Consider the following 19,568-nt stretch of genomic DNA (forward strand, 5'->3'; position numbering starts at 1 on the left):
GAATACGTACGTCATGACGACACATCCGCTCTTCGACATCGCGGGCCGCACCGCCCTGGTGACCGGCTCCAGCCGCGGCATCGGGCACGCGCTCGCCCGCGGCCTGGTGGAGGCCGGTTGCACGGTCGTCCTCAACGGCCGCGACCAGGAGGCCCTGGACAAGGCCGCGGCCGGACTCGGCGGCGCGGAGGCGGGCGTGCACACCGCCGCCTTCGACGTCACCGACGGCCCGGCCGTCGCCGCCGGGATCGCCGACGTGGAGGAGCGGGTCGGTCCGCTCGACATCCTGGTCAACAACGCCGGGATGCAGAACCGCGCCCCGCTGGTGGAGTTCACCGACGAAGCCTGGCGGCAGATCGTGGACACCAACCTGACCAGCGCGTTCCTGGTGGGCCGGGAGACCGCGCGGCGCATGACCGCCCGCGGCCACGGCAAGATCGTCAACATCTGCTCGCTGCAGAGCGAGGTGGTCCGTCCGGGCATCGCCCCGTACGCGGCCACCAAGGGTGCGCTGAAGATGCTCACCAAGGGCATGTGCGCCGACTGGGGCCCGTACGGCATCCAGGTCAACGGGGTCGGCCCCGGCTACATCGAGACCGAGCTGACCCGGCCGCTCGTCGAGGACGAGCAGTTCAGCACCTGGGTGCGCGGCCGGACCCCGGCGGGCCGCTGGGGCCGCACCGAGGACCTGATCGGGGCGCTGCTCTATCTCGCCTCGCCCGCCGCCGACTTCGTCAGCGGGCAGGTGCTGTATGTCGACGGCGGCATGACGAGCGTGTTGTGAAGCACATGACGAAGGAGGCAGGACGGATGGCGCTGGGCTGTGTGATCCATGGGCAGGGAGATCTGCGGGTCGACGAACTCCCCGAACCGGAGGTGGCGCCCGGCCAGGCGCTGGTGGCGATCCGGTACGGCGGGATCTGCGGGTCGGATCTCCACTACTACAGCCACGGCGGCGTGGGCGACTTCCGGCTGAAGCAGCCCATGGTGCTGGGGCACGAGGTCGTCGGCACGGTCGTGTCGTACGGCGAGGGCGCGAGCGGGCCCGCCCCCGGCACCCCGGTCGCCGTGCACCCGGCGACGCCGTGCGGGGTGTGCCCCGAATGCGCGGGCGGCCGCGCCAACATCTGCCGCGACACCCGCTACCTGGGCAGCGCGGCCCGCTTCCCCCACGTACAGGGCGGCTTCGCGTCCCGTATCGCCGTACCCGCAGGGCAGTTGCGGACCCTGCCCGAGGGCCTTGAGCCGCGCCGGGCGGCGCTCGCCGAACCGCTGTCCGTCGCCCTGCACGCGGTGCGCCGCGCGGGCGATCTGACCGGACGCCATGTGCTGGTGACCGGGTCCGGGCCGATCGGCTGTCTGGCCGTCGCCGCCGCGCGGGCGGCGGGCGCCGCGGCCATCACCGCCACCGATGTGCTGCCCCGGGCCCTTCAGTTCGCGGCGGCGGCCGGTGCGACGGCGTGCGTACGGGCCGACGACCCGGACGACCCGAACTGGCCCACCGATGAGGTGGATGTCGCGATCGAGGCGTCGGGTGTCGCCGCCGGGCTCGACACCTGTCTGCACCGGGTGCGACGCGGCGGGGTGATCGTCCAGTTGGGCATGCTGCCGCCCGGGCAGAGCCCGTTCGCCGGGAACCTGCTGGTCGCCCGGGAGATCGACCTGCGCGGCGCGTTCCGCTTCCACGAGGAGTTCGACGACGCGCTGCGGCTGCTCGCGGCGGAGCCGTCGTTCGACGCGCTGATCAGCGGGGTCCGGCCGGTGCGGGAGGCGGCGGAGGCGTTCGCCCAGGCCGCCGACCGCCGCCAGTCCTGCAAGGTGCTGCTGGATTTCGACGGGGCGTGAGCGCGGGGCAGAACGAGTACCACCCGACGCTGGGCAACGAGGCCCTGTCCCTCCACCGCCAGGCCGGAGCCGCCTGATAAGCGCGAAGGGCCTGCTCGCGTGGCTCGCGAGCAGGCCCCTTCCGGTGTCCGTGCGTCCTTACCGCTTGAAGCCGTAGTCCAGCAGCTTCTTCGCGTCGGTGGTGCGGGTGCCGACCGCGGAGGAGGCGAGGACGGTGCCGATGACCGTCTTGTTGCTGCGGGTGGCGGCGAAGACCAGACAGTACTTGGCCTCCGGGCCCGAACCGGTCTTCACGCCGATGGCGCCCGAGTAGGTGCCGAGCAGCGGATTGGTGTTCTCCCACGTCATGTTGCGGTAGCCGCCGCTCTTGGTGACGGTCTTCTGCGTGGTCTTCTTCGTCTTCACGACCGTGCGGAACGTCGAGTACTTCATCGCGTTGCTCGCGAGCTTCGTCAGGTCGCGCGGCGTGGAGTAGTTCTGGCCGTGCCCTATGCCGTCGAACGAGTCGAAGTGCGTGTTCTTCAGGCCGAGGCTCTTGGCGGTGGAGTTCATCTTGCCGATGAACGACTTCACCCGCGCGGCCCGGGTCGAGCCGGTGCCGAACTTGTCGGCCAGGGCGTACGCGGCGTCACAGCCGGACGGCAGCATCAGCCCGTAGAGCAGCTGGCGGACGGTGACCTTGTCGCCGACGATCAGCCGGGCCGAGGAAGCCCAGTTGTTGTCGACGATGTAGTCGCTGTACGCCTTCTGGACCGTGACCTTGGAGTCGAGGTTCAGGCCCGGCTGGGCCAGCACCACGCGGGCGGTCATGATCTTGGTGGTGGAGCCGGTGGAGAGACGGGTGTCGGCGGCCTTCTTGTAAAGGTCCTTGCCCGTCCCGTTGTTCATCACGTACCCGCCCTTGGCGGTGATCGTGGGCGCAGCGGCGGCGGCGGCCTGCGCGGGGACGAACGCCCCGGAGGCCAGGACGGATCCCGCGGCGAGAACGCTCAGCGCGGAGAGGCGACGCATGCGCTTGGTGGTGGTTTTCAAATGAATACTCCAAATGTCCCTATGGGCGCGGCTGTCCGGAGGGAGAGCCGTCGAGCCAGGGACGCATGAGAGCGGTCAATGGATGTGCGCTTCGCGATGGTAGCCGTACCCGCTGTGCGGTTTCCCGCCGTATCGTCCTACGTGCCCAACCTGGTCAGATATCCCGTCATCTCGTCCGTACGGCCGGCCGCGCGGTCTGCCGCACGGTCGGCCGCGCACCCCACGTACCCGTTCGGCCGTATGACCACGACGCCCTGAGAGGGTGGTACGTGAGCTGATGTCCGTTTCGCTCTCCGCGTGGGGGTGGTGGCACACACTGACCCGTCCCCCAGCCGTCGCTCGCGCCCTGGGTGCACGGACCGTGGACCAGGCGGAACGCGGCGCTGGACGGCGTGGTCGCCCGTCTGTGTATCGACTCTCGGTACGCGGCATGCTGACACGCGAAGTCACCTACGGGCAGTTGCCAGGCCAGTGCCGACGTGGTCCAGCATCGCGCGCACCACGGCGATCCTGTCTGCGGCAGGTTGGTCGGTCTGCCAGTAGTGGACACCGGTCCCGAGGGCGGTGACCGCGACGTTGATCAAGAGCATGATCTCCGGCTCGGACAGGTGGGAATGGCGTTCGAGCGCCCAGGTTCGCAGGTCGGCCACAAGCCGTTGGGTCATCGGTCGAGCGGACCGGGACAGGGTGGGTGAGCCCGCCTTGAGACGCAGATGCACGACGATCTGCGGTTCGAACTCGTCGAGGTAGCCGAGGATGATCGCCACCAACGAGTCCCACAGTGACTCGTCTGCCGGCCGTTGCTCCATCAGGCGGCGCTGGATCTCGGCCTCGTGCGCGCCGTAGGTGACGACGACCGCCTCTTTGCTTTCGAAGTAGTTGAAGAAGGTCCCACGTGCGACGTTGGCTGCGGCGGCGATCTCGTCGATGGTGACCGCGTCGAACCCGCGCTCCTCGAACAGGGTCAGGGCTGTGGTGCGGATCGCCCGCCACGTCATTGCCTTCTTGCTGGCTCGCAGCCCGACCTCGCGCGAGTCGCTAGCTTCGGTGTGCACGTCAGGAGCATAGCCGCCGCTGACATAAATTTGAACTGGATGCATATTTGTACTTGGTTCAGAGAGGGGCTATGTTGCGCGGCATGCGAACGATCGAAGCGGTAGTGGACATAGGAGCGAGCCCGCAGCGGGTGTGGGAGGTGCTCACCGACTTTCCGCGCTACCCGACGTGGACGACGTACATCCAGGAACTCGACGGACAGGCCGAAGTCGGCAACCGGCTACGAGTCGTTCTCGGGCCGCCCGACAGAAAGCCTTACGTAGTGGACGTGCCTGTCCTTGAGGCGACACCGGGTGTCAGGCTGGCGTGGGCAGCCGCGATTCCCGGCGCCACCTGGCTGCCCCATGCGATCTACACCGGTGTTCACGAATTCGTGCTCGCGGACTTGCCCGACGGCGGGACAAGGCTGACTCACCGGGAGCACTTCAGCGGGTTGCTGGCCCGGCTGGTCAAGGAAGGGCCGCGCGGAGGCGACGAGGGGTTCGAAGCCTTCAACCAGGCGCTGAAACGCCGCGTGGAGGCATGACTGCCCGTTCCGCCTCTTTCGTGATCTATGCGGGGCGTTGAATCGGCAGGACGGTGCGCTTGCCAGAACTTCATCCGCCCAGGTCACGCGGCATGCCGGTATGCGTGGAGGATGCCGCCGAGGCGCTCGCGTCTTCGTATGTCCAGGCTGGCGATCTGGTCCGGACCGGTGACCGGCGCAGGTGTGCCCTTTCGATGGGGGCAAGCGGTCTGGTCGCGCTTCTCCGGGATCGTGCAGCGGATGCCGCGCTTGCGCAGGTAGGCGGGTGCGCCGGCGTATGCCGTCTATCAGCTGCCGCTTGGTGTGTACCGGCGGTCGTCCGGACTTCTTCCCAGCAGGGAGCAGGGGCTCCAGCTTCGCCAGTTGTCGCACCTCAGTGATGAGTCAATGACCGTCGCGGTCTCTCCTCTTCCGACGGGCAGATGGCTGCCTTCGAAGCTGTAATTGGCCTCACTCAGCGGGTCAGCACCACTGCCAAGCGGGGGTTACCCCCATTACCTGCCGTGCCTCCACTGCGTAGCGTGATCGTCGTTCCCAGTTCTGTTCGATTCGATGGAGGAATAGCGACAGTGAGGTACAGGCTTCGTCGGCGGGGTGGTCGGCAAGGGAAGCGCCTCGTGGCCCTGGCGACGGTCACCGCGGCGGTTGTTTCGGGGATGATGGTGCAGGGAAGTGGGCCGGCCGTCGCGAATGCGGAGGTGGAGCCATCCGTTCGCAGTGCCACCGCGTCACTGCGAAGTGACCTCGAGAAATATCTGGACGCTCAGGGCACCAAGGATCATTTCTCAGCGGTCTCCCTTCGGGTGACCTATGCCGATCAGCGACCTGATATCTCGGTCGATGCGGGGACGTCCCGCTACGGCGGTGGTCGACCGGTGAACAGCAAGGCGCTGTGGCAGATAGGCAGCAACACCAAGGCGTTCACGTCCGTGCTGCTGCTTCAACTGGAGGCCGAAGGAAAGCTGTCCATACGGGACAAGCTGGGAAAGTGGCTTCCCCAGTATCCGGCGTGGCGCGATGTCACCATCAAGCAACTGCTGTCGATGACCAGCGGCATCCCCAGCTACACCGAGCAGAATGCGTTCCTGAAGGATTTCGACGCCAATCCCTCCACGCGCTTCACGCTGGAGCGCCTGATGTCCTATGTGGAGGGCCTGCCACTGGGTCCCGCGAAGTACGAGTACTCGAATACGAACTACCTCCTCGCGCAGATGATTGTCGAACGAGCGTCGCACGATACTTACCATGAGCGGCTCGCCGAGCGCATCATCGAACCTCTCGGAATGAACGACACCTGCCTCCCCCCGGACTGCCCTCCGGACACGGCCTCGCGCATGCCGACGCCGTACTCCACCCATTCCGTCCTGCCGAAGCATCTCAACAAGTCACTTCCTCGGCTCCGCCTGTCCTGGGCGCAGGGGGCGGGTGGCCTGGTGAGTTCACTGAACGACATGACGGCTTGGGACAGGGCGCTGTACAGCGGTCGACTGCTGCCCTCAGCGCAGCAGCGCGAGCTGGAGTCCCTGGTCTCGACGAAGACGAGTAAGCCCATCAAGAGCGTCACGGCCGACGATCCCATGGGTTTCGGGCTCGGTGTCGTGAAATTGGTCCATCCTGTGACCGGGACGGTCTGGGCCTATGAGGGGGCCACTTATGGAAACCGGGTGCTGCACATGTACTTCCCGAAAACTGGCATGATCATCGCCATCGCTGTCAACAGTGCCGTTGGCGAAGGGGACACGCTGCCCGACCTCGCCGGTACCGTCTACAAGACCCTTTCGGCGCAGAAGGCACAGGCTCTCCCACGGCACCAGTAGCCCCGGAGCCAGCTGTGCCCCGCATACCGTCCGTGCCCGCAACGGGGTGTCGGTTGCAGCGAACACCGCCATGATCTGCTGACGGCAAATGCGAAATCGCGAAATCACGTTACGTACTTCCCTCTGATACCCGTACCCGTCGCGGATGTGGCCGTCCGGGTCGAGCAGATCGGGGGCCGGGCCGCCGACACGATACGCAACCACGGACGCGCGTCCGGGGGCGGGCGCTTCCGCCACGAGACCCGCTTCGAGGAGGCCCTGCGCACGATCGTCGCGGGCATCGAGGTCACGTTCGGCCCGGCGGCACAATGACCCCATGACACTCGACGCGGCCACGTCTCACGCCTGGGACGCGCTCGGCGGGCCGCCCGCGCTCGCCGAGCGCGTCACGTACGTCCCGGCGGGCCCGGTGCTGCCCGCCCGGCTGCCGGTGCGGCAACTGGCCCGGGCCACCGTGGGGGTGTGCTCGCTGGCCGCCGCCGAACTGGCGGCGCGCCGCTCCGGGGGCGGGGTTCCCGCCGTCCGGGTGCACGAGGGCGCGGTCGCCACCGCGTTCGTCAGCGAACGCCATCTGCGGATCGACGGCCGCGAGGCCACCACCTTCGCCCCGCTGTCCGGCTTCTGGCGCACGGCCGACGGCTGGGTACGCACCCACGCCAACTACCCGCACCACCGCGCCCGGCTGCTGACCGCGCTGGGCCTGCGGGAGGGCGCCGACGCGGACGCGCTGGCGGCCGAGCTGGCGCAGCGCCCGTCACGGGAGGTCCAGGAGACGGCGTACGCGGCGGGCGCGCTGGCCGTGGCCGCCGCACCGCCGGGCGAACTCCCCATCCGTACCCTCCCCTTGGTGGAATCCCGGGACACCGCAGGCGGCGCCCCACGCCCCCTCCCGCCCGCGGCGCTCCCCGCCGAGGGGGTCCGGGTGCTGGACCTGACCCGGGTCATCGCCGGTCCCGTCGCGACCCGCACCCTGGCGCTGCTGGGCGCGGACGTGCTGCGCGTCGACTCCCCGCACCTCCCCGAGGACCCCGACGCCCACACCGACACCGGATTCGGCAAGCGCTCGACCCGCCTCGACCTCGCCGACCCCCACGACCGGCGGACCTTCGACGAACTCCTCGCCCGAGCCGACGTCGTGGTCACCGGTTACCGTCCCGGCGCGCTGGACCGCTTCCTCACCGATCACCCCGGGCTGATCGTCGCCCGGCTGGGCGCCTGGGGCTGGAGCGGGCCGTGGGCCGCCCGGCGCGGCTTCGACAGCCTGGTGCAGGCCGGGACCGGCATCGCGCTGACCGAGGCCGCCGACGACGGCCGCCCCGGCGTACTGCCCGCCCAGGCCCTCGACCACGGCACCGGCTACCTCCTCGCCGCGGGCGTACTCCGCGCCCTGACCGGCCGCATGGACACGGGCGGCGGCCGCCACCTCCGCCTCTCCCTGGCCGGAACGGCGTCCTGGCTCCTCCACGGCATCACCCCCGCACCGCCGCCGGACGGGACGTACGCCCCGGACCCCTGGCTGACGAAGACCCCGTCCCCGTACGGCCGCCTGCGCCACGCCCTCCCGCCGCTCGCCTACGACGGCGCTCCCCGTAACTGGGCGCGCCCGCCCGGCCGCTGGGGCACCGACGCCCCGGCGTGGGTCTGAGAGCCTGGTCCCCCGTTCTGCCCGGGCGCGACCGTGAGTCGCCTTCCGGGGTTCACCCGGCCCGATCGATCCACTCCCGGCCGCCCAGCGGGTAGTCGTAGCCGGGGCGGCCGGTGTCGGCGCTGGTGCGGAACGGGGTGCCGTTGTTGTCGATGTGCACGGTGCCGCGGCGGTTGCCGCTGGACCAGTCCAGGGCGAGGTCCCAGCGGACGTCGTGCGCCGTGGTGCGGGCGGTGACGTAGAAGACCTCCGGGTCGGACTCGCTGACCTTGTACGGGAAGTCACGCTGGCCGTTCTTGACGGTGACGGTGGGGCTGCCGTTGTCGAGGTCGATGTCGAACGACTTGGTGTCCACGCCGCCGCCACAGCCGACGCCCATCGAGTAGTCGTTCCAGGCGAGCGGGGCGCCCTTCGTGACGACGCGTATGTGCAGCGCCTCCAGGACGACGGTGTCCTTCCCGGCGCCCTGCACGGTGAGGGCGACGCGCTGCTCCCCCGAGGAGACCGCGCCGTTCGCGGCGGCCCAGCGGGGCGCGTCCTGCTCGGCGGCGGGCGGACCGACGTGTTCGGGCTCCTTGTCGACGAGGAAGTGCTGGCTGCACGGGCTGTCGTAGACGTAGGGGCGGGTGGCGACGTTGAGCGGTACGCCGCCGGTGCGCTCGGCGGCGTCCCCGCCGTCGGGAGCGTCGGGCCCCGGGGCCGAGGCGGCGGATCTGCCGCTCTCCGCGCGCCGAGCCGGGGCGGGGGAGTCCGACGCGGACGGCCGCTCATCGTTCCTCCGGCCGGCCCGGGGAGTGGCGGTGGCGGTGGCCGTATCGGTCGTGGTGACCGGGGTGGTGCCCCCGGCGGGGTCCGCGGCGGCCTTCCACTTGTCGCCGCTGTCGCCCCCGGGGAACGGCAGATTCACGGCCAGCACGACGGCGCCCAGAACGGCGGCCACGGCGACGGAGGCGATGAGCGCGGTGCGGCGCCGACGGGTCCGCGGGGGAGCGGGCGGGGTGGTGCCGCCGACGACCTCCGGAGCGGTGGGGTGGCCCTCGGTGCCGGTGGCCGGTTCCCCCGGTGTCGCGGTCCGCTCGGGTTCGTCGGCGCCGGGCGCCGGTTCCTCGGGCGGCGTCGGGGCCCGCTCGGGTTCGTCGGCGCCGGGGGCCGGTTTCCCAGGCGTCGGGGCGGCCCGCTCGGGTTCCTCGGCATCGCGTATCGCTCCATTCGGCCCCGGCCCCTTACGTCTTCGCGCCGCGTCCGCCAGAATCCAGCGCCGGTGCAGCTCGACCAGTTCCTCGGGGGTCGCCCGGCACATCCGGGCGAGCCGTTCGACCGGCGCGTAGTCGGCCGGCACCGCGCTGCCATTGCAGTAGCGGTGCAGTGTCGACCTGCTCATGTGCAGCCGCTTGGCGAGCGTCCCGTAGCTCAGCTTCGACTGTTCCTTGAGCCCCCGCAGCAGTTCCGCGAACGCCTCGGCGTCCCCGGCCGCCCCCGTCGCCTCGGTGGCCCCTGTCACTCCTGACACCGTTCCCTCCCCTTCCCCGCCGGCCCGGCGCGTCCCATTTCCGCGTTCCAGGCGCTTTACGTTCCCCCTGGTAAAAGCCCGTTTCGGCGTTCCAGCGTTCCAACCTGCCCGGAATTTGTGGCGGTTGGGACAGATGGCCCCACAAGCTCAGGTCATCCAAGCAGCACATCCACCGCACCGCCGAAGGGACTCCCTCACATGTCCGGCACCCGCCTCTCCCGCACCCGCCTTCTGGCCGTCGCCGCGACCGCCGCGGTCGCCACCCTCTCCCTGACCGCGTTCACCGACGGATCGGGCGCCCGTGCCGAGGGTGCGTCGGTGTCCTCCCACGAGGGCGCGAAGTCCCTCGCCGGTGCGAAGCCGGTCGCGAACGCGTCCGCGGTGTCGGCGAACAGCAAGGCCGGCACGAACCGGGCCGCCGTCACCTGCCAGGGCTCCAACACCAAGACGACCGCGGCCCCTCTGGCCCGCCCCCTCAACCACATGCTGCTCACGGTCACCAACACCGGCAGCAAGCCCTGCTACCTCTACAACTACCCGGCCGTCCAGTTCGAGGCGGCCCAGTCGGTGCCGCCGGTCATCAAGGAATCGAAGCCGCAGGCCGTCGTCACCCTCGCCCCGGGCGAGTCCGGCTACGCCTCCGTGAACCTGTCCGCCGCCGACGGCAGCGGCTCGAACGGCTACACCGCGAAGTCCCTCACCGTCTACTTCTCGGACCGCGACGGCGAGAGCCTCTCCTCGGCCGCCCACCCGTCCCTGCCCGCCAAGGGCGTCTACATCGACGACTCCATCAAGGTCACGTACTGGCAGCAGGACCTGGACGACGCCATCATCTGGTAACCCCCCGCTGACGCGCCTCCCCGCGCCCCCGCCAGGCCGAAGGCTCCGGCGGGGGCAGCGCATAGTCCGCGTGGAGAACGGTGGTGAGGTGTTCGTCGTCGACGACGACACGGTCGACCGGGGCGAACTCGACGTGGCGGGTGTCCCCCGGTCTTCCAGCTGGAGTACGTCATGGGCAGTCTCACGCCGGACCAGTGACCGTCGGCCCCGGCCTGGGCGAGCCGCCAGGGCAGGGGAGTTCCGGTCGCATGCGGTGCGGGCTGCACGCGATCAGGCACACGGACAGAAATCTCTGCCCGGTGAGGTACCAGCCGCCGACCATGTCCTCGCCGCTGGCGACACGATTGACGACTCGGCCTACCGCATCGCGGTCGTGTTCCGAGACGAACGACGCGGCGGCGTCCCGCGCTTGCGCGCTGAACCATTCCGCGGCCTGGTCCGGATCGGTCCAGGTTCCCTGGATGAAGGAGGCGGGCTTGAGCAGCCAGTGGGCCAGTTCCAGGGGGACGACCTTGCTGGATCCGAATTCCGGGTGCGGTGGGCGTCGGGGGCCGTCCTTGAGTAATTCGTGGGCGGATCCGAGCCAGGTGTAGCCGTGGTGGTGCATGCGCTCGCTCTCTCCGTGGTGAGCGGTCCCCACCCGAAGATGGGGACCGCCCCGTCTCACCCGCTACTGACGGCCGCAGCCGTCGCCGTCACCGCAGCCGCCCTGCTGGCCGCCCTCGGTCGGTCCGTCGTCCTCGGGGTCCTGCCGGAGGACGGCGGCCTTGAATCCGCGTAAGCGCATCGGGATGATTCCCTTCGATGCTGTCGGCGCGGGGGCCTTCCCCGCCGCCGTCGTGCACGTGCGCCCGTTCCGCGCTGGGCTCGACCTGCCAGGGCTCCGGTCCAGCCGGGACGGGGGTGTGAAAGGGGCCGTCGCTCAGCTCGTGGCGGCCCTCTTGGTCTGCTCTTCCAGCGCGGCGCGCATGAGGATGTCCGCGAGGTGGTTCGCGCTGTCGAGCGGAATGCGGCCGAGGGCGACCATGGGATGTCCCGAGACCGTCACCTCGCCCCGCAGGACGGGCCAGAACAGGTCCTCGGTATGTGCGCCGTGGGGTACGGCCACGTCGGGCGTGAAGCCGAGGCGCCCCAGCACCTCCCGCAGTAATTCAGCGACCGCCCTTGCCTCCGCTCCAGCCGCCCGGTGACGCGCGGAACGCATGGCGTCGATGTGTTCCTCGGTGATCTTCATGGCGCGCAGCTCCCCGCAGATGTGAGTGACGGAGACACTACGGAGCGAATCAATGCCTGCTCAACGAGGTTGCTCGAAGTTGCTCGGGAATTTCAACCGAGCGAGTCGGCTGCCGAGGAGATCAGTTCTCGTGCCGCCGCTCCGTAGAGCGCATGTTCGGTCAATTCGCCGAAGGTCTCGGCATACATGGCGATCTCGCCGGGCTGGGTGATTGTCAGAAAGCCCGAAACGAGTTCGACATTGACCTCGGCCATGTCGAACATCCAGAAGCTCTCCACGGGCCAGCGAGTTCGGTCCGGCTGCATCGGGACCACGCCCACGCTGACGTTGGCCAGCGAACTGATGGCGAGTATGTGTGCGAGTTGCTCCGCCATCGTCTCCGAGCCCCCGGTGCCGGAGCGCAATACAGATTCCTCTATGAGGAAGGCGAAACGACGCTCTCCGGTATGCAGCACTCGTTGACGCTCCATACGACTGGCTACGGCGGCCTCGACGTCATCCACAAGCCCACGGCGCTCGCGGATGGCGCGCAACACCGCGGTTGTGTAGGCGCGGGTCTGGATCAAGCCAGGGATCAGCCAGGACGAGTAGACCCGGAAGCGGGTGGTGCGCTCGTACAGCGGCAGACGTTCCTCTTGTGCGCGGCGCAGTCCCGCCCGCTCCATTCGGCGCCACTCAACCCACATGCCTTGCGCTGTGCGCAGCGACGCGATCAGGTCTGCCGTCTGCTCCGGTACATCGCAGTGTTCTGCCCAGGCCCGAATGTCGTCCGGAGAGGGGGACGTCTTGGCATGCTCGATCTTGCTGATCTTGGACGGATGCCAACCGCAGAGAGCGGCGAGCGCCCGTCCGGTCAGCCCCGCGTCTTCGCGGATCTCACCGAGGCGGGCGCCAAGAGCTTGCCGTGCATGTCGTGCGCTGGACGAGGGGGAAACGGGCATCGCCAGGGGCTTCGCTCAAAGCGGCCGATACTCCGCATGCGGTACGGCGCGCTCCCAGACGGCCTCGAACGCTGAGGCGCACAGCTTTGCCACCGCAGGTTCCCTCCGCACGTCCATACCCGTCGCAGGGTCCCAATTGCCGTTTCCATCAAAGTGATTGAAGATCACGACCTCATCGTCGATGACCCAGCAGTCTGCGCCCGGAAGGGCGAGATCGGCCGCCTTCCGCCGGGGTAACCACCGGACCTCTTCGCCGGCTGCGATGTTGTGGGCCCCTGTCACGTCGTACTCGAATTTGATGTATTCACTGACGGGTTCGGAGACGACACGAGCCCGCCTCATCCGAACGCCTCTGGCCGTGGTCGCCATCACCACGTCGAACCAGCTTCGCCACCGCTCGGCTGGGTCGAAGTGCGCGCCGGCCCGCCAGTCGGCGAAATCAGGGTCGTCGGGCGTGTAGATGTCGCGCAGTTCCAGATGAACTGCCGAATGCTGTGCGGAAGCCAGGGCCTCACGTACCGCCGTTGCCACTGTTGACCTCGCTATCAGGCTGAGGGATGAACTGCCGCATGTTCGCAGGGAGCCGGATCACCGTCTCGTGGTCGGGCACGTCGGTGGAGTGGCCAGGAATCGACCCCACCTCCTGGCACTGCCTGAGTGTCGCGTCGTCCGCCTTCCACGACTGGATGATCAGATCACCGGAGTCGTCGTCCAGCCAGATGGTGGGCGAGCCGTCATTCGGAGTGTTCGGATAGATCCCCAGGAACTTTAGTGCCACGGCTGCCTCCTGTACCGATTCGCTCACGGATAGCGCATGACTCTCCACCCGTCCGATGAGGTGGGCAAGGGCGCACAGGCGCCAACCGGGGCGTGAGGGGTACTCAGGATTCGGTGACGTGGTCGAACTGACCTGCCTTGGCGGCGCGTATGAAGGTTCTCAGGGGTGCGCGCGTGGTCGAGAGTATGGCCTCGGGGTGTTCGCTCTCCTGGAGCACTATGGCGTCGCACTCGTCCACGCCGACGTACAGGCAGTTGGATCCCTCCACGCTGTAGGACGACTTTCGCCAGTGACGTTCGGGCACGTGGGTTTCCTCTCAGGTGTCGAGTGCGACGCGGCGCATCAGATCTCGTGACGCCTTTGGGGCGAGCGCGGTCTCCTCCAGCCGGTCCAGAACGGTCCGGTACTTCACCAGCTGCGCTTCTGCGTCCAGGAACTCGCAGCCGTGATCGGTATCCAACGTCACCGTATCGAGTTGGGGCACAGGGCCGTATACGTAATCGATCGGCTGGCCGGAGCCGGGGAACGGTCCGCTGCCGAGGGGGATCACGTGCACGGTGATGTTGTCGCGCTCGCTCATCTCCATCAGGTGCTCCAACTGTGCCCTGGCGACCTTCGGCCCACCGCAGCCCAAGCGCAGGGCGGCCTCGTGAAGGATGACCTTGTACGGGATTGGCCGCTTGCCGTGGAGGATTCCCTGTCTGCGGACGCGGAAGGCGACCCGGTGCTCCACCTCGTACGGTTCCAGGGCTGGGACGGTTTCGCGGTAGAGGGCACGGGCGTGATCCATGGTTTGGAGCAGTCCGGGCATGTGGACCGCCAAGGCGACCCGCAACCCTGCGGCCTCCTGTTCGAGTTCGGCGATGTCGAGCATGACCGTGGGCAGGACTTCGCGGTATTCCTCCCACCATTGACGGTCCCGTCGTCCAGCCATGGTGGCCAGGGCGTTGATCAGGGCTTGATCAGCGGCGTCGTAGCTACGGGCGAGTGTGCGCACGCGCTCGGCGCTCACCGCGTACCGTCCCGCCTCAAGGTTGCTGATCCGCGCCTGATTGACGCCGTTGATCACCGCTGCCGCAGTGGAGGTCAGCCCTGCGCGTTCGCGCAACTTCCGTAGCTCGACACCCAAGCGGCGCTGGCGGACGGTCAGTGCGTCCCTTGGTGGCATCCGGCCTCTCCTTCTCGCACCTGGGCACAGTCTGCCGTGAAAGCCCCTCCTGCTCCAACTAGAAAGACATCTAAGGAAATATAGAAACTCTTCTAGTTGCTGCTCTACGATGTGAGGCAGACCACTTCGGCGTAACGGTGGCCGTCGACCACGCATGCCTGGTCCTGGCCAACTGCGCCTCTCGGTAAGGAGACATGCCATGACCTTCGTACCCCCGCAGGAATCCACCCCCGAGCCGTTCGACCTCGGCAAAGAACTCCGCGCCCTAGCCCTCGCCACCGCGCCCCGCCTCTTCGCCGTGGCCCGTATCCACCCGTACGAGGGCACCGACGAGGCGGACGTGGAGATCGCCGCGTGGGGTATGGCCCACGAGGACGGGCGCACCGAAGTCATCGCTCCGGGGCAGCGGCTGGTGCTCGGCTCGCCCGAGCGGGCGGAGGCGTGGTTCTCCCGGAGTGGGGTCACCGCGCAGCTCGTGTGGCTCGGGCCGCCCACGGTCGCCTCGCTCGACCCTGGCCTCGCCGCCTGATGGCCAGCGCCCGACGGCTGGGGCGTGGGGCTGGGTAGCGGAAAGCCCGCCGTCCCGGCGTGGCACACCGGGGCAGTGGACGAGTGAGGGGTGGCGTCGGGCTGAGGGGGCAGTCGATGGGGTTGATGAAGGTGCCCGGGTGGATGGCGTTGTGCTGGTCGACGAGCGTGTCCCAGGGCCACGTTCAGGCCGGAGGTGTGGCAGCGCTGGACGTTCGAGCCCGCCTCGACTCTGCTGTCGGAGCCCTGCGCTCTCGCGGCGGAACCCTTGCCACCGGCCCTGGTCATGGAAGTGCCTACCGTTCCCTGCGGCAGGGGCCGGCCTTCACCGTAGGGCCGACCCAATCGGCTGTGACCTGGCTCACTTGCCGCCCCTGGTCGATTGAACGACTGGAATTTCCCTTGCCGAATGCGCCTGGGCAGCGAAAACCACAGCATCCCAGAGCAGAATCCTCACTTTCCCTAAGTCGCACGTGGTTTCGGGCACAGAACAGATGAGTCTTTGAGCCTGTGGAAACGGCTTGCCCATGCCGTTGCTGAGCTGCGAGCGTGCCGTGAACCCCCCGTACCAAAGAGCCGCCGGATCCGCCGGTGGCCATGTCGTGCTGCTCGAAAGATGCTTTGTGATAAGACGCATCCTCTTGCCCGCCCTTGCCGCAGCCGCACTTCTCACAGGTGCGGCAGTCCAGCCCGCTGTCTCCGCCACCCCCACCCGCGACGAACGACCGATAGCGGCTTCCGCCCCCGCCTCCGCGTCCACCTCCGTGGACAAGGAGCGCCTGGACACCAGCGGCAAACGGTCCGGCCCCACCGAAGAAGACTGCGCAGATGCCGCAGCACGCGCCAGACGTGCCGGGGGTGTGAAGCGTGCGTACGGATGTCTGACGCGGCTCTCGCCCGCGGAGGGGAAGGCTGCGCTCCGTGCTGCGGCGGCATCTGCGGGGTCCGCGTCCGGGGCGCTGGCTGCTCCGCTGCCGGTCAACGAGTGCACGAGGGATGAGGACGGCTACTGGTACGCCACGCGCACCATGCAGTGTCAGATCGACCCGAACGTGCAGTACACCTACCTCGACAGCAACAATCAGGTCAAAGCCACCGCCCTGTTCGCCACTGCGCAGCAGCTGGACCTGAAGGCGAACAGTCTGCAGTGGACGGAGACCGATCAGATCACGATGCTCTCCCACACCGGCACTCTGCCCGCCGGCCTGGGCGTGTCGTGGACCACGAACTGTACGGCTCCATGCGCTCCTTCAAGCACCAAGCCGTGGGCCAGAACGCCTATCGCCGACAGCCAGAACCTGAAGTCGACTTCCACATTCGTAGCACAGCAGCCAACCAGCGGCTACCAGTACATAGACGTCGACTATCAGCTCTCCATCGGCTCCCCCGACGCCATCGATCTCCTGCCCCCCATTACCTGGGGCGGCGTAGAAGTCCGCTGCGACGACCAGTACGCCGTCACCAACACCGGCGGCTGTGTGGTGCCCTGGTATACACCGACCCTCAAACTCCCGCGTTCCCACGCCTGGGGTCGACGGTCAGCTTCGCAGGTGATGGAGGCCGACCGTCGGCAGGGGACTCTCTGCGGTCCCGGAGGACAGCGTCAGGCCGAACTCTCGCTCCAGCAGGAGCAACGCGGCACCGGCCGGCTCCCACTCGCCAGACTCCCAGTTCTCGTCCAGGAAGAAACCTGCGTCGGTGAGGGCTTGGTTGAGGAACGACGGATCGGCACCCTCGGGCGGCTCGGAGTGCCAGGCGTCGTAGGAGGCCAGCAGTTCTCCTCCTCGCGCGTGCCCGATCCGGGTCGTACCATCCATCACGTTCCAGACCGAAACCGCCTCGGTCCCCACCGACAGGCGCGTGAGCACCGGGGTCTGGAGCAGCAAACCGTGGGCGTCGACGTCGAGAAGGAAGGTCCACTGACCGGCCTGGCAGATACGTGCCGCGGGGTTCTCGTGGCCGAATCCCAAGCGCCGGACAGCCTCGCCAGTTGTGTAGAGCGGGTACGGTGCCTGATCCGTGACGCTCAAGCGGGCCAGCACCTCGTCCGGCGAGACATCCCGCACACACGTAAGGCCGAAGTGATCCGACGGCACACACATGGCCAGGGATGATTCCGTCACCGCATCATGTCTTCCACTGGGGCGGCACGGCGCGCCCTCACCGACACTCGGGCAGCGGGTCGGCGGGCTGCACGTCTGTTCGCATGGATCACCAGAACTGTACCGCTGCCCCAGGGGCCGTTGATCACCCTGCCCACGCGACAGCAGACGAACAGCGACGTCTCGTCACCCCAACCGAAACGGCGAGGCTAATGGGGTGGTTCCAGGGTGCGCAGGACGCAGAATTCGTTGCCCTCGGGGTCGGTCAGGACCACCCAGCTGCGGCCGGGGCCCTGGCCCACGTCCACCTTGGCGGCGCCGAGGCCGAGCAGCCTGGTCACCTCCTCGTCGGTACTGCCGTCGATCGGGCTGACGTCCAGGTGGAGCCGGTTCTTCACGGTCCTGCCCTCGGGGACCCGGATGAACAGCAGGGTGGGTGGCATCTGGCGGGCCCGGACCTTTTCGACGGTCGGCTCCCAGGAGCCGATCTCGACCTCGGTCTCGCTCCGTTCGATCACGGTGAAGTCCAGGACCGCGCACCAGAAGGCCGCGAGGCGCTCCGGGTCGTGGCAGTCGACAACCAACTCGGTGAACCTGCTGGTCATGAGTCCTCCGTGCGTGTGCGGACCAGTGCCTTGATCTCTTCCGGCAGGGCGTCCGCGGCCAGGAGGCGGGGGAGCAGGGCGGCTTCGGCGGTCAGGGCGCGGAACGCCAGGGCGATGGTGATGTCGTGGGTGGGGCGAGGGGCGATCTCGACCGGGTCGCCCGCGCGTAGGGCGCCGGGGGTGATGACGCGCAGGTAGGCGCCCGGCAGGGCGGCTCGGGTGAAGCGTTTGATCCAGCCGTCGCGCTCCAGCCAGCCCTGGAAGGTCGCGCAGGGGATGCGGGGGCAGGAGACCTCCAGGACCACTTCGGGGCCGATGTGCCAGCGCTCGCCGATCAGGGCGGCGTTGACGTCCAGGCCGAGGGTGGTGAGGTTCTCGCCGAAGACGCCGTTGCGCAGGGGCCTGCCCAGCTCGGCTTCCCAGCCGTCGAGGTCTTCGCGGGCGTAGGCGTAGACGGCCTGGTCGGGGCCGCCGTGGTGTTTCACGTCGTACGCCCGGTCTCCGTCGAGGCCGACCGCCCCCGTGCCCTTGGGGCCGGGGGCGGTGACGGTGACCGGGCCGTCGACGGGGCGTTTGTCGATGCCCGTCGCGCTGAGGCCCTTCCACGGGTTGGGCCGGGGTGTGCCGACGTTCACGGAGAGCAGCTTCATGGGGCTGACGGTAGGGGCCGCCGGGCCCTGGGGCGACGTATTTTCAGCGCACCCGGGCCGTCGAGAGGGAGCGTTTCAGCACCGGGGTGAGGCGCTGTTCCACGAAGCGGTGGAGGAGCCAGGCCAGGGTCAGCATCAGCAGGATGGTCAGGGCGAACGTGGTGTACGAGGGGAGGCCGAGGGTGCGGTGGAGGTACCCGACGACGACCCAGCCCAGGTGCTCGTGGACCAGGTAGAAGGGGTACGTCAGCGCGCCCGCGACCGTCAGCCAGCGCCAGTTGGCCCACTGGAGCTTGCCGAGGGCGACCAGGGCGACGGCGAGGTAGCCGAAGGCGACGATCGCGACGATGCCGAAGGCGGAGCGGTAGGAGAAGAAGTCCGGGTCGGGGCGGTGCCACAACTCGGAGACCGCGTAGTGCTGGCCGATGAGGAAGCTGAGGGCGACGATGCCCCAGGCCGTGGCGTCGTGGCCGTAGCGGTGGATCAGGTAGAGGCCGATGCCGCCGATGAAGTACGGGGCGTAGTTCGGCATCAGGACCAGGTCCAGGAGGGGCTGGTTCGCCGCGTCGGTGACAGCGGCGCCCAGGGTCCACACCGCGCAGAAGAGGACCACGCGTTGGCGGCTGGCGCCGGGGAGGACGACGAACAGCGCGAAGAGGGCGTAGAAGCGCAGCTCGGCCCAGAGGGTCCAGCACACGCCCAGGACCCGGTCGGCGCCCAGCGGTTGCTGGAGCATGGTCAGGTTGACCAGGGTGTCGCTGGGCGAGACCGTCTCGAACGCCACCCAGGGCAGCGCGAAGACGACGGTGATCAGCAGGATCGCGGCCCAGTAGGCGGGGAAGAGCCGGGAGACGCGGGAGGCGAAGAAGGAGCGCAGCGGGCGTCCCCAGCCGCTCATGCAGATGACGAAGCCGCTGATCACGAAGAAGATCTGGACGCCCAGGCAGCCGTACGCGAAGTACGACGAGGCGGTGGGGAAGATGTGGCGCGGGGAGGCGCCCCACGCCTGGGCTATCTCGCCGTCGCGGCCGCCGTAGTGGTACGCGGCGACCATGAGCGCGGCCAGCAGCCGCAGCCCGTCCAGGGCGCGCAGCCGCACCGGCTGCCCCTTGCGGCCCGGGACCGGCCGGCCCGGCCCCTGCCCCGGCTCGGGCTGCCCCGGCCCCAGCCCCGGTTCGCGCTGGGACGGGACCGGGGCCGGGGCTATCGGGCCCGCTTCGGGGGCGGGCGGCGCGCCCGCGCCCGCGGTCATGGCGCCACCCCCGAGGCGCCGGTGCGTATGTGGCTTACC

The 19,568-nt window shown here is 68.9% G+C and carries 22 protein-coding genes; 8 read left to right on the forward strand and 14 right to left on the reverse strand.

The window, feature by feature from the left end:
• Positions 1-13 precede the first annotated feature (13 nt).
• Both ASC60_RS04780 and ASC60_RS04785 read left to right on the forward strand, forming a co-directional pair.
• A complete protein-coding gene (locus ASC60_RS04780) occupies positions 14-784 on the forward strand; it encodes an SDR family oxidoreductase (RefSeq protein ID WP_055546886.1) in 771 nt (256 codons plus the stop codon).
• A 26-nt stretch (positions 785-810) separates the two neighbouring features.
• Entirely contained in the window at positions 811-1,845 is a 1,035-nt protein-coding gene (locus tag ASC60_RS04785; RefSeq protein WP_055546888.1) for an L-idonate 5-dehydrogenase, read from the forward strand.
• A gap of 138 nt (positions 1,846-1,983) precedes the next feature.
• Here ASC60_RS04785 and ASC60_RS04790 read toward each other — a convergent pair whose 3' ends face one another.
• Positions 1,984-2,856: a D-alanyl-D-alanine carboxypeptidase family protein gene (locus ASC60_RS04790; protein ID WP_055547277.1), complete on the reverse strand. Its 873-nt coding sequence runs from the start codon at positions 2,854-2,856 to the stop codon at positions 1,984-1,986.
• A gap of 467 nt (positions 2,857-3,323) precedes the next feature.
• Complete coding sequence (locus ASC60_RS04795) at positions 3,324-3,932, reverse strand: TetR family transcriptional regulator (RefSeq protein ID WP_159043202.1); 609 nt, start codon at positions 3,930-3,932, stop codon at positions 3,324-3,326.
• A gap of 83 nt (positions 3,933-4,015) precedes the next feature.
• Between ASC60_RS04795 and ASC60_RS04800 the strand changes: the two genes are divergently transcribed.
• The 4 genes from ASC60_RS04800 to ASC60_RS04810 all read left to right on the forward strand — a co-directional run bounded on the left by ASC60_RS04800 (position 4,016) and on the right by ASC60_RS04810 (position 7,921).
• Positions 4,016-4,459, forward strand: coding sequence for an SRPBCC domain-containing protein (locus tag ASC60_RS04800; RefSeq protein WP_063787074.1), 444 nt, complete (start codon positions 4,016-4,018; stop codon positions 4,457-4,459).
• A 617-nt stretch (positions 4,460-5,076) separates the two neighbouring features.
• Positions 5,077-6,276, forward strand: a complete 1,200-nt coding sequence (locus ASC60_RS04805; protein ID WP_234356780.1) for a serine hydrolase — start codon at positions 5,077-5,079, stop codon at positions 6,274-6,276.
• Between the two features lie 147 nt (positions 6,277-6,423).
• Complete coding sequence (locus ASC60_RS41480; protein ID WP_159043203.1) at positions 6,424-6,588, forward strand: hypothetical protein; 165 nt, start codon at positions 6,424-6,426, stop codon at positions 6,586-6,588.
• Positions 6,589-6,592: 4 nt separating this feature from the next.
• Positions 6,593-7,921: a CoA transferase gene (locus ASC60_RS04810; RefSeq protein WP_055546896.1), complete on the forward strand. Its 1,329-nt coding sequence runs from the start codon at positions 6,593-6,595 to the stop codon at positions 7,919-7,921.
• A gap of 52 nt (positions 7,922-7,973) precedes the next feature.
• On the opposite strand, the gene ASC60_RS04815 is transcribed toward ASC60_RS04810, so the two are convergent.
• Positions 7,974-9,431 (reverse strand): helix-turn-helix transcriptional regulator, encoded by a 1,458-nt coding sequence (locus tag ASC60_RS04815; protein WP_055546898.1) that lies wholly within the window; start codon positions 9,429-9,431, stop codon positions 7,974-7,976.
• Positions 9,432-9,629: 198 nt separating this feature from the next.
• Between ASC60_RS04815 and ASC60_RS04820 the strand changes: the two genes are divergently transcribed.
• A complete protein-coding gene (locus ASC60_RS04820) occupies positions 9,630-10,271 on the forward strand; it encodes a DUF4232 domain-containing protein (RefSeq protein WP_055546900.1) in 642 nt (213 codons plus the stop codon).
• 181 nt (positions 10,272-10,452) lie between these two features.
• On the opposite strand, the gene ASC60_RS04825 is transcribed toward ASC60_RS04820, so the two are convergent.
• From ASC60_RS04825 to ASC60_RS04855, 7 genes are all read right to left on the reverse strand, one after another.
• On the reverse strand, positions 10,453-10,878 hold the full coding sequence (locus ASC60_RS04825) for a hypothetical protein (RefSeq protein WP_055546902.1): 426 nt from the start codon (positions 10,876-10,878) through the stop codon (positions 10,453-10,455).
• Between the two features lie 315 nt (positions 10,879-11,193).
• Positions 11,194-11,505 (reverse strand): hypothetical protein, encoded by a 312-nt coding sequence (locus ASC60_RS04830; protein ID WP_055546904.1) that lies wholly within the window; start codon positions 11,503-11,505, stop codon positions 11,194-11,196.
• A 92-nt stretch (positions 11,506-11,597) separates the two neighbouring features.
• On the reverse strand, positions 11,598-12,446 hold the full coding sequence (locus ASC60_RS04835) for a helix-turn-helix transcriptional regulator (RefSeq protein WP_055546906.1): 849 nt from the start codon (positions 12,444-12,446) through the stop codon (positions 11,598-11,600).
• Between the two features lie 15 nt (positions 12,447-12,461).
• A complete protein-coding gene (locus ASC60_RS04840) occupies positions 12,462-12,977 on the reverse strand; it encodes a DUF6879 family protein (protein ID WP_055546908.1) in 516 nt (171 codons plus the stop codon).
• Positions 12,958-13,224 (reverse strand): hypothetical protein, encoded by a 267-nt coding sequence (locus ASC60_RS04845; protein WP_055546910.1) that lies wholly within the window; start codon positions 13,222-13,224, stop codon positions 12,958-12,960. Before ASC60_RS04845 ends, ASC60_RS04840 begins: the two co-directional genes overlap by 20 nt.
• Before the next feature lie 103 nt (positions 13,225-13,327).
• Positions 13,328-13,528: a DUF397 domain-containing protein gene (locus ASC60_RS04850; protein ID WP_055546912.1), complete on the reverse strand. Its 201-nt coding sequence runs from the start codon at positions 13,526-13,528 to the stop codon at positions 13,328-13,330.
• Positions 13,529-13,540: 12 nt separating this feature from the next.
• A complete protein-coding gene (locus ASC60_RS04855; protein WP_055546914.1) occupies positions 13,541-14,392 on the reverse strand; it encodes a helix-turn-helix transcriptional regulator in 852 nt (283 codons plus the stop codon).
• Between the two features lie 199 nt (positions 14,393-14,591).
• Between ASC60_RS04855 and ASC60_RS04860 the strand changes: the two genes are divergently transcribed.
• On the forward strand, positions 14,592-14,921 hold the full coding sequence (locus ASC60_RS04860) for a hypothetical protein (RefSeq protein ID WP_055546916.1): 330 nt from the start codon (positions 14,592-14,594) through the stop codon (positions 14,919-14,921).
• A gap of 1,537 nt (positions 14,922-16,458) precedes the next feature.
• On the opposite strand, the gene ASC60_RS41485 is transcribed toward ASC60_RS04860, so the two are convergent.
• The 4 genes from ASC60_RS41485 to ASC60_RS04880 form a co-directional block, all read right to left on the reverse strand.
• Positions 16,459-17,043, reverse strand: coding sequence for a DUF6461 domain-containing protein (locus ASC60_RS41485; RefSeq protein WP_159043204.1), 585 nt, complete (start codon positions 17,041-17,043; stop codon positions 16,459-16,461).
• 188 nt (positions 17,044-17,231) lie between these two features.
• The gene (locus tag ASC60_RS04870; RefSeq protein ID WP_055546920.1) at positions 17,232-17,627 is read right to left on the reverse strand and encodes a VOC family protein; all 396 of its coding nucleotides are present in this window, start codon (positions 17,625-17,627) and stop codon (positions 17,232-17,234) included.
• Positions 17,624-18,277 carry an MOSC domain-containing protein gene (locus tag ASC60_RS04875; protein ID WP_055546922.1) on the reverse strand — a complete coding sequence of 218 codons (654 nt, stop codon included), beginning with the start codon at positions 18,275-18,277 and terminating at the stop codon, positions 17,624-17,626. Before ASC60_RS04875 ends, ASC60_RS04870 begins: the two co-directional genes overlap by 4 nt.
• A gap of 43 nt (positions 18,278-18,320) precedes the next feature.
• Complete coding sequence (locus ASC60_RS04880; RefSeq protein ID WP_079038155.1) at positions 18,321-19,529, reverse strand: acyltransferase; 1,209 nt, start codon at positions 19,527-19,529, stop codon at positions 18,321-18,323.
• Between the last annotated feature and the right edge of the window lie 39 nt (positions 19,530-19,568).

The organism is Streptomyces sp. NBRC 110028 (assembly GCF_001417735.1).
Classification (GTDB): domain Bacteria; phylum Actinomycetota; class Actinomycetes; order Streptomycetales; family Streptomycetaceae; genus Streptomyces.